We start from the raw sequence: 12,537 nt of genomic DNA on the forward strand, positions 1-12,537 counted from the left end.
AAGGCCAGCACAGCGCCTCCAGCAAAAAAGCCCATCTGTAATGCAGATGGGCTTTTGCAGATGGGCTTTTTTACCAGGGGCGCAGGTGATTTATGCCGTTTGCAACTGCTGCGCCATGCTGGCGTTTTGCCACACTTGGCCGTCGCGGTCAGCAAGCAAAAGGGCCACTTCGGGGTGCCGCTGGCTCCAGGCGGGGGCCGCTGCTGGGCCTTGCACCATCAGTGCGGTGCCCCAGCCATTGACCGCCGCAACATCGCGGGCGACCAAGGCAACACCATGCACCTGGGTGGTCGGCCAGCCGGTGCGGGGGTTGAGTACGTGGTGGTAGCGCTGGCCATCGCGCTCAAAACAGCGCTCGTAATCGCCCGAGGAGGCCACCACGCCTTGGCCTTCAATGGCCACAGCGCCCAATAGTTGGCTTGGTTGGCGTGGGTCGCGGATGCCGATGCGCCAGGCTTTGCCTTGGTTCAGGCCCATGGTGACGACATCGCCGCCGCCATTGATGAGGGCGTTTTCAACCCCCTGGGCTTGGAGTGCTTCCAGGCCGGCCGCCAAGATGGGCAGTTTGGCAATGCCGCCCAAATCCAGGGCCATGCCCGATTGGGTGAGGCGGGCGGTGTTGTTCGAGGCAGAGAGCTGCAGTTTATCGGCTCCGATGTGCTGCAGCGCTTGAGAAATTTGGGCCGTGCTGGGCATGGCCTGCACCCCAGGCTCAAAGCGCCAGGCAGCCAAAGCACCCACCGTGGGGTCAAACGCGCCGTTGCTGGCGTGCCAAACGCTGCGGGCCTGTTCCAGCACCGCCATCATTTCTGGCGGAACGGTAACGGCCGCCTTGCCTGCTTGTGCATTGATTTGCTGCAGCACGCTGTCGCTGCGAAAGCGGCTCATCATGGCTTCAAGCGTTTGCATGTGGGCAAATGCCCGCTCCATGGCCGCTTGCAGCGCTGGGGCCGAGGAGGACGCACCATAAACCACCATATCCACCTGGGTGCCCATCAGCACGCGGCTGGCGCGTTGCAAAGGGGCGGCGGCATGGGCATGGGCAGCGTTGGCCCATACCGAAGGGGTGGCCAGCAACCCCAGGCTGCCCAGCATGGGGACGGCCAGCGCAAAGCGCCGCCGAGAAATCTGTCCTGCAGGGATGCCGGAGTCTGCCATGGTGCGTTTCCTTTCTTAAGCAGCCATTCGTTGATGACTGGATGGCTGGATGGCCTGATTACTTCGATTGAGCAACCATGAAATCAACGGCCGCCTTCATTTCATCGTCGGTCAGCTTGGGGTTGCCACCACGGGCGGGCATCATGCCGCTGTTGCCTGTGTAGCCTTCAATAGAGTGCTTGTACATGGTCTCGGTGCCTTGGGCGATGCGCGGAGCCCAGTTTTCTTTATCGCCCGGTTTGGGAGCACCTGCTACGCCAGCGGCGTGGCACATGGAGCAGGTTTTGTTGTAAACGCTTTTGCCATCGATGCTGGCGGTTGCTTCCGCTTTGGGTGCTTCAGCCGCAGCGGGTGCAGCAGCAGGCGCAGCCTCTGCCGCCTTAGGCGCTTCAGCGGCCGGTGCTTCAACTTTAGGGGCCTCAGCAGCAGGGGCAGCAGCCGGAGCCGCAGCAGGTGCTTCGGCTTTAGGGGCTTCTTTACCGCAGGCAGCCAGCAGCAATGCAGCCGAGATAGCCACGGCAAGAGGAAGTTTTTTCATATTCGACTTTCTTTAAATATTGAGATAACAACAAAAACGGAGTGCGCTTTGCAATCGGCACTTGGCCGACACTGGCAGTACGCAGGCCCCGTTGGATGCGTCGTAGTTTGAACGACTTTGAAGAATATACATTTGATATGCATCAATGTGCAAAATCCGGGGCCATGGACACTAGTACTTGCCCTAAGGTCATTTCCCTAGGGATATTTGGCCCTAGAGGCTTAACTACATAGATATAAAACACCATGAGTCAATCGAACCGTCCCGAAACAGAGGCCGTACCGGCCCGTCGTAAGTTCCTTAACACTGCTGCGCTGGCTGGGCTGGCAGGTGTTGTAGGGTGTACCGAAAAAGCCGCGCCTGCCGCTGCCCCTGCGGCCGCGCCAGCTGCCTCCGCAGCGACATCCTCTGCAGCGTCGGGGATTCACCTCAAACCTGGTGAACTTGATAGCTACTACGGCTTGTGGAGCGGCGGTCACAACGGTGATGTGCGTGTACTTGGCATGCCATCTGGGCGCGAGCTGCTACGCATTCCTTGCTTCCGCCCCGATGCGTTGGTTGGCTGGGGGATTACCAATGAATCCCTGGATGTAATGGGGCGTAATGCCCAAGGCGGCCCTCTGTACAACGTGGCCGACACGCACCACTTGCACGCTTCGTACAAGGACGGCAACTACGATGGTCGTTACGCATGGGTGAACGACAAGCTCAACAGCCGCATTGCCCGTATTCGCTTGGATTATTTTGTTTGCGACAAGATCACGACGCTGCCTAACGTCCAGGGTTTCCACGGAATTTTCCCCGACAAGGCCGATCCGGTCGATCCCGCCATCAACTACACCACCCGAGTTTTTTGCGGTGCCGAGTTCTCCGTGCCCCTGCCCAACGATGGCACCGATGCCAACACCCCGGAAAAATACCGTTCGCTGTTCACGTGTGTGGATGCCGAAACCATGGAAGTGCGCTGGCAAGTATTGATCGACGGCAACTGCGACTTGACCGCCACCTCCTACGACGGCAAGTTGGCTGCAACCAACCAGTACAACGTGGAAATGGGCGTGCACTACGAAGACATGATGTCGGCAGAGCGCGATGCTTGCCTGTTCTTCAACATCGCCCGCATTGAAGAAGCCGTGAAGGCCGGCAAGTTCACCACCTATGGCACGTCCAAAGTGCCGGTGGTGGACGGCACCCAGGCAGCGAACAAGGATCCGCTGACCGCCCTGACTGGCTACGTGTCCGTACCGAAAAACCCCCATGGTGTAAACGCCTCGCCCGATGGCAAGTACTTCATTTGCGCAGGCAAGCTCTCGCCCACCACCACCACCATCGAGTTGAGCAAAGTGCTGGACTGGTTCGATGGCAAGCTGCAAAACATTGACGATTCGATCGTTGCTGAAGTGGAAGTCGGCTTGGGCCCACTGCACACCGCCTTTGACGGCCGTGGCAACGCCTACACGACGCTGTTCTTGGACAGCCAGATGGTCAAGTGGAACGTGGAAAAAGCCATCGCTTATCACAATGGCGATAAAACGGCTGAATACATCATTGACCGCTTGGACGTGCATTACCAGCCCGGCCACACCAACGCCACACAATCTGAAACCAGGGCCGCTGACGGCAAATACTTGGCCGTGGGGTGCAAATTCTCTAAAGACCGCTTCCTGCCGGTGGGGCCTTTCCACCCTGAGAACGAGCAGATTGTTGATATTTCCGGCGACAAAATGGTCTTGTTGGCCGATCACCCCGTGCGTGGTGAGCCGCATGACTTTATCATCTTTAAGCGCGATATTATCAAAACCAAGCAAGTCTATGACTTGGATGAATCCCCGCTGGCCATTAAAGATCCGAAAGAATCGGGTGTTTTCCGTGATGGCAAAAAAGTAACCGTAAAAATCACCTCGCAAGCACCTGCATTCTCGATGCGAGAATTTACCTTGAAAAAAGGTGATGAAGTGACTTTGATTTTGACCAACTTGGACAAAATTGAAGACTTGACCCACGGTTTTGCTATTCCAAAGTACAACATTCAGTTTGTTATTAACCCGCTGGAAACTAAATCGGTAACCTTTGTGGCAGATAAACCCGGTGTGTTCTGGGCATATTGCTCAACCTTCTGCCACGCTTTGCACCTTGAAATGCGTACACGGATGATTGTTGAGGCTTAAGCGGCTCTCGTGATTTCCCCCGCTCGGTGTTGGTGGGGGAAATGAGCGGTTTTTTCACAGGCACCCCGTGGTGCCTGTTATCTATTGGATAGTCAGATGTTTTCTCTGCGTCATCGGTTTACTGCCTGGTTATTTTTTTTGTTTTTGGCTGTGGTAGCGGCAGGGACTTCTCCCCATGCCTTGGCTGCCTCGTCCACTGCGTATGAGGCAGAGCTGCCGGCTAATTTAGCGACCACACCCGATATGTGCTCGCTGTTGCCGTGCACCGATGTTTTTCCTGGTGCAACGCATTTCTCAAAGCGCAAAGGACAGCCTCCTTATGTTGAGGCATATGACAACGATTCTGCCCAGAAAAAATTACTGGGCTATGTCATGCTGTCCACGGATATTACTGATACTCCGGCTTACTCTGGCAAGCCAGTGGTAACACTCATTGGTATGGATACCCAAGGTAAATATGTGGGTGTCAAAGTGCTCAAGCATTCTGAGCCTATTTTGCTATTGGGTATTCCTGAATCTGCCCTGATTAATTTCAATAACCAGTACCTGGGTAAATCAGCAAGTGACAATATTGAGGTTGGTCCTTCACGCCCTGATGAGAATATCTTGGGTGTTGATGCCATTTCAGGTGCGACCGTCACCGTGATTGCACAAAACCAAGTGATTCAGCTTTCGGGTCAGGCTGTGGGACGGCAAACTGGAATTATTGAGCCAACTGTTCGTGATCCGGCTAAATTTATTACTACAGAAAAAAAATATACTTGGGATGATTTGGTAAAACTGGGTGCCGTTCAGCGCCTTTTGGTAAAGCCTGAGCAAGTGGGCTTGCCGCGCAGCACGGAGCCATTTATCGAGTTATGGTTTGGTGATTTGAACCATCCGGATATCGGTATCAGCCTGATCGGTAAAAATAATTTTGAACGTTTGCAATCTGACCTCAAAGAGGGAGAGAATGCATTCTTTATTATTAAAACCGCAGGTCAAGAGTCTTTTAAAGGTTCCGGATTTGTGCGTGGTGGTATTTTTGACCGCGTGCAAGTCAAACAAGGTGCGGATGCCTTTACCTTCCGTGATTTGGATTATTTAAACCTCTACGGTTTAGATGCTGAAAATGCACCGCGCTATAACGAAGCGGGTATTTTTATCATTCGTTCCCATGCTTTCTCTGCTGCTTACCCCTGGCGCTTGGCTTTTTTAGGCAATCGGATAGATCGTGCCACTGGGCATCGCAGCTTTGCAGTTTTTGAATCCAAATACTGGCTTCCTGAAAAAATGCTGGAGGGTGGCCGTCCAAAAGTTCAAGAGCCTGATGCCCCCTGGGTGCGTGTCTGGAAAACGCAAGCGGTAAAAATTGCCCTGTTCGCTTTTATCTTGGTGGCAGTGACGATTGTGTATGCCTTCCGTGAAAAACTAACGCGCTTATCAACCCATAAAAATAAATGGCCGGTGAACGGATTTAAATATATTTTCTGGGCCATCAGCATGGGTTGGATCGGTTTTGTGCTGATGGCGCAGCCGTCGATCACCCAGGTATTGACATGGTTTCACGCGTTATTATTTCAGTGGACGTGGTCATTGTTCTTGTCGGATCCGTTTATTTTCTTATTCTGGCTCTTTATTATCGTAACGGTGTTCTTATTTGGCCGTGGCTTGTTCTGCGGGTGGATGTGTCCGTTTGGTTCTTTGCAAGAATCGATTTATAAAATCGCCAAAGCGATTGGTTTTAAACGCTTTCAAACTCAGCTGCCCCAAAAATGGCATGACCGTTTGAAGTGGGGCAAGTACATCGTCTTTTTCTTTCTGCTCACGGTTTCGTTGTTCTCGATGGGGTGGGCTGAGAAGCTCTCTGAAGTCGAACCGTTTAAAACAACTTTCCTTGTTGGGGTAATGAACCGTTCGTGGCCCTACGGTTTGTTCGTGGCGGTTATTTTGGGTGTCTCTATCTTTATTGAACGCCCTTATTGCAAATACATTTGCCCCTTGGGTGCTTCGCTGGCCATTCCCAGCACCTTCCGCTGGTTTGGCTTAAAGCGCAAACAAGACTGTAATAGCTGCAAAGCTTGTGCTGTTGGCTGCGGTGCTCAGGCGATCGATGTGGATGGCCGTATTGACCATCGCGAGTGCTTGCACTGCCTCGATTGCATGATTTTGTACACCGATACCAAAGGCTGCCCACCCTTGGCCAAAGAGCGCAAACGCCGCGAGCGCGATGGTTTGGAAATCACGCCCATTGGTAAGAATGGTTACTTTATTCCTATCCATCCGGCCAAGTTTGAAGATCAGATTTCGCCCAAAGCCAAAAACGGTGTGGATCCGCGCATGCCTACCGACCCCACTCTGCCAGCGCATAAGCGTGACGTTGGGCTATTCAAGTGGGTGCTGCTCGAGGTACGCGATCACCTGTGGCCTTGGAGCAGCGAAGGCTGGCGCAGCAAGCGTGCTTTGCAGATGGCGGGCATTGCCTTGGCCGTGGCCGCCACTGTGGCGTGGGTGATGACGGCCATGGGGCACCTCTCTTCGGGGGCCATTATTGGCTGGTGGTTTGGCTGGAGCGTGTACGAAGTGCTGATCAGGATGTCTGGTCGTCGCTACGTCAAAGATGGCCTGTGGTGGCACGACCATTACCGTGTTGCGGGTTGGTTTGACATGATGAGCTACGTTGCCTTTAAGAATTTAATGATTGGTGCTGCCCTGTTTCTGGTGCTGCAAGCATTGGGGCTGTTTACGCCGTGAAGAATGTGATACCTATTTTCAATTTTTATAGCTTTTCACGCTTCATTGACGCTGGATTAAAGGCTTTTTACTCTAAAAAAATAGCCCCGCTTGGGCTTGCGCTGACCATGTGCAGTGTGGGTCAAGCGGCCACCATTTCGGTGCACCCAGGGGATGATTTGGCGGCAGCGGTGGCCGCCGCCGCCCCTGGCGATGTCGTGGAGGTGGCGCGCGGCAAGTACCTGGTCAATCTGCTGATTGATAAGCCGCTGACCTTGCGCGGTATTGATCGGCCGACGATCAGCGGTGGTAATACAGGTGACACCATCCGGGTGACCGCACCGGATGTGGTGCTTGAAGGTTTGATTGTTAGCGACTCTGGCGATAGCTTGAAAAATCAAAATTCCGGTATTTACCTTTATCCTGGTTCGCACCGCGCAATTGTGCGCAATTGCTATCTGTCTTATAACCTTTTTGGTTTGTGGATAGAAAAAGCAAATGATGTTCTTATTGAAAATAATAATATTACTGGTAAGCGCGAATACAATTCACCTTTGCGAGGCAATGGGGTACAACTGTACAACACCAAAGGCGCGAAAATTCTGAATAATAGAATTAGTTATGTGCGCGATGCGCTGTATGTGGATGTTTCGCACCATGCTATTTTTAAAGGGAATAAGCTGCACAATAGCCGTTATGGTACCCACTATATGAACTCCTATTATAATGTTTGGGAGGATAATGACACTTACTATAATCGAGGTGGTTTGGCGCTGATGGAAGTGCGCAACCAAGAGGTGAGAAATAACCGTGCGTGGGGTAATTCTGATCATGGAATTATGTTGCGTACCTTGCAAGATTCTGTGATTGAAGGCAATGTGGTTGCAGGTAATAACCGTGGTTTTTTTATTTATGATGTTGAGTACACAAAAATAACAAATAATATTGTTGTTGATAATTTTGTAGGCGTTCATTTGGCCGGTTCGGCACGCAATGAAATTGAAGGCAATGACTTCATCTCTAACCGTGAGCAAGTGCGCTTTGTCGGTTCGCGTGATCAAATTTGGGGTGAACGTAGTGGCAATCATTGGAGTAATTACATTGGCTGGGATCGCGATGGCAATGAAATTGGCGATGTTCCTTACGAAGCCAACGATATGGTCGATCGCCTGACGTGGCGGCACCCTAGTGTCAAGCTTTTGATGGCCAGCCCAGCGGTGCAGGCGCTGCGCTTAGTCAGTCAGCAATTCCCAATTTTGCGTGTGCCTTCGGTGGTGGATCCCCTCCCGCGCATGCGCCCTCAATACGAAGAATGGAGTAAATGGCGTGGCAAACACTTCCCCGGCCAATGAAAAACAATCAGCCATTGTTTTGCGCGATGTGCGCAAACATTATGGCGCCGTGCATGCTGTTGATGGTGTTGATTTAAAAATACCGCAAGGCCAGGTTTTTGGTTTGATTGGTCATAACGGCGCTGGTAAAAGCACTTTATTCAAAATGATGCTGGGGCTGGAGCGTCCCACATCCGGGCATATTACGGTGGCGGGTGCCGATGTGGCCGGGCCTAACTTTCGTGCCGCGCGTCGAAAATTGGGTTATTTACCAGAGAATGTTGTTCTCTACGATAACTTAAGCGGTTTGGAAACCCTGAATTTTTTTGCCCGCCTCAAAGGAGCCTCTTTGCAGGAGTGTCCATCGCTTCTGGACAAGGTGGGCTTATCGCATGCCGGCAAGCGGGCCGTTCGCGAGTATTCCAAAGGCATGCGCCAGCGGCTGGGTTTTGCCCAGGCGTTGCTTGGCAAGCCGGAAGTGCTGTTTTTGGATGAGCCAACCAATGGTCTGGATCCGCAAGCAATTCGTGATTTTTATTTCACCTTGCGCGAGTTACAGCAAACCGGCGTGACGATTGTTATTACCTCACATATTCTTTCGGAATTGCAAGAGCGGGTAGATAGTTTGGCGATTTTAGCCGCTGGAAAATTACAAGCCCAAGGCAGTGTTCAGCAATTGCGGGAAGATACCGGTTTGCCTTTGGTGGTGGAGGTGGATGTTGCTGCTGAGCGGCAAAGCCAAGTGATTGAAGCTGTGCGCACCCTGGTGCAGGCCGAGCCGGTGATGCTGCCCCAGGGCGTGCGTTTTGAGTGCTCCCGGGAGCAAAAAATGGCGGTTTTGGCGGTGCTGGCACCATTGGCTTTGCAAGATATCCGTTTGCTGGAGCCTTCTTTGGAAGATATGTTTTTTGGATTCTCGGGGTAAAAACCTCAGTATTTAAAGATTAAGTTGTATTCATGGAATTTAAACCTGTTCTTACTGTTGCTTCCAAAGAATTTTGGGACCGTATTCGCAATCGCTGGGTGCTGGCCGTGGCTTTGGTGTTTGCCGCGTTTTCTGTGGTCATTGCTTATTTTGGCAGTGCCCAGCAAGGCATGGTTGGTTTTCGCTCGATTGAGGTGACGATTGCCAGCCTGGTCAGCTTGGTCATTTATTTGATTCCTTTGATTGCCTTGCTCTTGGGATTTGATGCGATTGTGGGCGAGCGTGAGCGGGGCTCTTTGGGTTTGTTGCTGGCCTTGCCAATTACCCGGTTTGAGCTGATGTTGGGCAAGTATTTGGGTTTGGCCCTGGCTTTAACCTTATCAACCTTGATTGGTTTTGGGGTGGTGGCCGTGTTGCTTTGGCAGCATATGGATGCCAATGCCTTGTTCCATTATTTTGGATTTATTTTTAGTTCCGTTTTACTGGGTTTGGCGTTTCTCAGTATTGCGGTGTTGATTTCTGTCATTGCCGGTGACCGTACCCGTGCTTCTGGCATGGCGATTGCGACCTGGTTTTTCTTTGTACTGGTGTTTGATTTGATTTTGTTAGGAATTTTGGTTACCACAGGCGGCAAGTTTGCTGGTGATTCGTTTGCCTGGATGTTGTTGTTAAATCCAGCGGATGTGTTTCGTATTTTGAATGTTTTCTCTTTGGAAGATGTTCGTACTTTGTATGGATTGGCCAGTGTGATGCCGGCTTCTTTGGGCAACCCGCTCAAAATGGGTGGCGTTATGTTGGCGTGGATTGTTTTGCCCCTGGCTGTGGCAAATTGGAGGTTTAAACCATGAGTTTTTCTTTAAATATTGCGCGTTCCGCATCGTTGGCTTTGGTCTTGGCTTTAGGGGGTGGGGTTTTGACGGGCTGCAGTGACGAAGCGGTGCAAGCGCAGGCCTTGGCCCCGGTGGAGATTGACCGTGCAACCTCCTGCGAACTTGATGGCATGCTGCTCATTGACTATGCGGGCCCGAAAGCGCAAATCCATTACGCCGGACAAGAAAAACCATCTTTTTTCTGCGATACGGTTGAACTCTTTAACACCTTGTTGGCTGGGGAGCAGGTGCGTGCAGTGCGCATGGTGTATGTGCAGGACATGGGCAAAGCCGATTGGGAGCACCCCGAGGGCCATTGGATTGATGCCAAAACAGCCGTTTACGTCGTGGGCAGCAAGCGCCATGGCTCTATGGGTACCACCATTGCCAGTTTTGCGCAGAAAGCGGATGCGGAAAAATTTGCTGGCGAATATGGTGGCACTGTTTATCCCTACGACGGCATCAAGCTGGACATGGTCGATTTGACCGGCGGTGCTTTGCACGACACGCGCATGTAAAGTCAGCGAGGGCGGTGCTATGGCGTACTGTTGCGCACGGCGCAAGGCTTTAGGCGGGATGCTGCTGGCCGGGATCACTGTTGGCACGGGTGTTGTCGGGTGGAAGCGGTTTGCCGCTGCGCCTGTAGAACTGCCCGAGGCCGAGGTGTGCCTGGATGCGCCCCCTTCTGCTTACGATCCTGCATCGGGGCTGGCCTTGAGCGCTGCCCGCCCGATCCCTGTCGATGCCCGTTGCCCGGTGTGTGGCATGTTTCCGGCACGTTCCAAAGAGTGGGCAGCGCAGGTGATTTTTAACAATGGCGATGCCCATTTTTTTGATTCCCCGGTGTCTTTTTTCCTGTTTGTGCAGAACATGGAGCGCTTCATGCCGGGGCGGGGGGTGCAAGAGGTTGTGGCCGCTTACGTTACGGACAGTGCCCAACCAACCCCGCCAGCGTGGATTGCTGCAGAATCGGCCTTTTATGTGCACGGCTCGAACGCCTTGGGGCCCATGCGCTCGGGCAATTTGCCGGCGTTTTCTGATGCTGGTGCTGCCCAGGCTTTTGCCCAGCGCCGTGGGGGGCAGGTGTTGGCGTATGCGCAGGTGGATGCGCAAATCGTCGCCTCGTTAGCCCCGGCAGGCAGCCACCAGCATGCAGAAATTGATAAAAAACCTTGATTAGATTCTGTCTTTGATGGGGGTCAAACAGTTGGTTATTGGTTTTGTGACATTATTTTACGGTTGTAAACAATTCTAAAGTAGCACCGACCCATGACGGATGATCAATTAGTGGCAAAGGGCTCTCTTGCGTGCGAGATGGAGGTGGCCGTTGCCTTGGCTCGTGCGCTGCGCGAGCAACAGACTTTGTTACAAAGTACGGACATCGGTGTAGCGTTTATTCAAAAACGGGCCATACAGCGCTGCAACCAGCAATTTGCTGAAATTTTTGGCTTTCCTGACAGCGCATCCTTGCTGGGGCAGGCCAGCTACTTATTGCATCCGTCGCGCGATGCGTTTCGGGCGCTGGGGCGCGATGCTTTTGCCGAAATGGCGCAAGGGCGCACCTTCCGCAGCGTTCGGCAAATGCGGCGCAAAGATGGCAGTTTGTTTTGGGCCAGTTTGACCGGGCGGCTCATTAATTCAGAAGCCCCTTCCGAAGGCGCTATATGGACTTTGGACGATGTGGATGCGCAAATACTTATGCGTTCACAGCTTGATGCTATTCAATTGCAAACCCAAATCTTGCTCGATCACGCCATGGTGGGGGTGGCCTATGTGCGCGAGCACAAGGTGGTGCAGTGCAATCGGCATGCTGAGCAAATGCTGAGCAAATGCTGGGGTACGCCCCAGGGCAGTTGTGCGGCCAGGCGGCACGAGACTGGTTTGCCAGCGACAGCGACTGGGCTGTGCAACTGGCCGATTACGCCCCCACGCTGGCGACGGGCAAAGTGTTTGCCGCTGAGCTGAACTTGCGCCGCCAAGATGGGGCCGAGCTGATTTGCGAGACCCGCAGCAAGGCCTTGGACGATGGCAGCACGGTATGGATTTTTATGGACATTACCGAGCGCCGCCAGACCCAGGAAGCCCTGCGCCAAGCCCATGCCGAACTGAAGCGGGTGGTCTCTGAACGCACCCATGCGTTGGTCAATACGACCAAGAATTTGGACAAAGAAATCCAAGAGCGCAAATACGACCGGGAGCACATTTATTGGCTGGCCCATTACGACCCGCTTACCGGCCTGCCCAATCGCTCTTTGTTGGCCGAGCGCAGTCAGCAGGCGATTGCACAAGCGCAGTGCAGCAACACACCGCTGGCGGTGCTGTTTTTGGACTTGGACCACTTCAAGCACATCAACGACTCCCTGGGGCACAAAGTTGGGGACAGCCTGCTGACCCACATCGCCAAACGATTGAGTCAAACCGTGCGCGAATACGACACCGTGGCCCGCTTGGGCGGCGACGAATTTGTGCTGCTGCTACCCCGTGCGAATGCGGCCGGGGCCCAGCGGGTGGCGGGCAAAGTGGCCCAGGCCTTTAATGCGCCCTTTCAAGTGGGGCCGCACGAGCTGACCTTGGGCTGCTCGGTTGGTGTGGCTTTGTACCCGCAGGATGGGCGCGATTTTGATGCCCTGGTGCAGTCGGCCGATATGGCCATGTATGGTGCCAAGCGCCAAGGGCGCAATACCTACCGTTTTTTCACTTCGCAGATGCAGGCCCAGTCGATGCGGGCCCTGGAGCTGGAAAACGCGTTGCGCCGTGCCTTAGAACGTGTTCATGATCTCGAATGAAGGTGTGGGGGATGCGGTTGGGGATGGGTTGCGAGGCGCAAACCACAGCA

The 12,537-nt window shown here is 53.3% G+C and carries 11 protein-coding genes; 9 read left to right on the plus strand and 2 right to left on the minus strand.

The genetic code is table 11. The features are described 5' to 3' along the window. Window positions 1-90 precede the first annotated feature (90 nt). Both ACFO24_RS01040 and ACFO24_RS01045 read right to left on the minus strand, forming a co-directional pair. Window positions 91-1,158: an FAD:protein FMN transferase gene (locus ACFO24_RS01040; protein ID WP_377736329.1), complete on the minus strand. Its 1,068-nt coding sequence runs from the start codon at window positions 1,156-1,158 to the stop codon at window positions 91-93. 58 nt (window positions 1,159-1,216) lie between these two features. Next, entirely contained in the window at window positions 1,217-1,696 is a 480-nt protein-coding gene (locus ACFO24_RS01045; protein WP_377736331.1) for a c-type cytochrome, read from the minus strand. 245 nt (window positions 1,697-1,941) lie between these two features. On the opposite strand from ACFO24_RS01045, the gene nosZ reads away from it, so the two are divergent. The 9 genes from nosZ (at window position 1,942) to ACFO24_RS01090 (ending at window position 12,487) form a co-directional block, all read left to right on the plus strand. After that, the gene (gene nosZ / locus ACFO24_RS01050) at window positions 1,942-3,864 is read left to right on the plus strand and encodes a TAT-dependent nitrous-oxide reductase (RefSeq protein ID WP_377736333.1); all 1,923 of its coding nucleotides are present in this window, start codon (window positions 1,942-1,944) and stop codon (window positions 3,862-3,864) included. Window positions 3,865-3,960: 96 nt separating this feature from the next. Further along, complete coding sequence (locus ACFO24_RS01055; protein ID WP_377736335.1) at window positions 3,961-6,597, plus strand: 4Fe-4S binding protein; 2,637 nt, start codon at window positions 3,961-3,963, stop codon at window positions 6,595-6,597. A gap of 107 nt (window positions 6,598-6,704) precedes the next feature. Then, complete coding sequence (locus ACFO24_RS01060; RefSeq protein WP_207575082.1) at window positions 6,705-7,928, plus strand: nitrous oxide reductase family maturation protein NosD; 1,224 nt, start codon at window positions 6,705-6,707, stop codon at window positions 7,926-7,928. Then, entirely contained in the window at window positions 7,903-8,832 is a 930-nt protein-coding gene (locus ACFO24_RS01065; protein ID WP_377736337.1) for an ABC transporter ATP-binding protein, read from the plus strand. Before ACFO24_RS01060 ends, ACFO24_RS01065 begins: the two co-directional genes overlap by 26 nt. 32 nt (window positions 8,833-8,864) lie before the next feature. Further along, a complete protein-coding gene (locus ACFO24_RS01070) occupies window positions 8,865-9,680 on the plus strand; it encodes an ABC transporter permease (protein WP_377736340.1) in 816 nt (271 codons plus the stop codon). Further along, window positions 9,677-10,219 (plus strand): nitrous oxide reductase accessory protein NosL, encoded by a 543-nt coding sequence (locus ACFO24_RS01075; RefSeq protein WP_377736343.1) that lies wholly within the window; start codon window positions 9,677-9,679, stop codon window positions 10,217-10,219. The genes ACFO24_RS01070 and ACFO24_RS01075 overlap by 4 nt, the downstream gene beginning before the upstream one ends. A gap of 19 nt (window positions 10,220-10,238) precedes the next feature. Further along, window positions 10,239-10,877: a nitrous oxide reductase accessory protein NosL gene (locus tag ACFO24_RS01080; RefSeq protein WP_377736345.1), complete on the plus strand. Its 639-nt coding sequence runs from the start codon at window positions 10,239-10,241 to the stop codon at window positions 10,875-10,877. Between the two features lie 138 nt (window positions 10,878-11,015). Further along, complete coding sequence (locus ACFO24_RS01085) at window positions 11,016-11,666, plus strand: PAS domain-containing protein (protein ID WP_377736347.1); 651 nt, start codon at window positions 11,016-11,018, stop codon at window positions 11,664-11,666. Continuing rightward, window positions 11,555-12,487 carry a diguanylate cyclase domain-containing protein gene (locus tag ACFO24_RS01090; protein ID WP_377736413.1) on the plus strand — a complete coding sequence of 311 codons (933 nt, stop codon included), beginning with the start codon at window positions 11,555-11,557 and terminating at the stop codon, window positions 12,485-12,487. Before ACFO24_RS01085 ends, ACFO24_RS01090 begins: the two co-directional genes overlap by 112 nt. Window positions 12,488-12,537: the final 50 nt, after the last annotated feature.

The sequence above is a fragment of the Comamonas denitrificans genome (assembly GCF_042654745.1).
GTDB lineage: Bacteria > Pseudomonadota > Gammaproteobacteria > Burkholderiales > Burkholderiaceae_C > Comamonas > Comamonas denitrificans.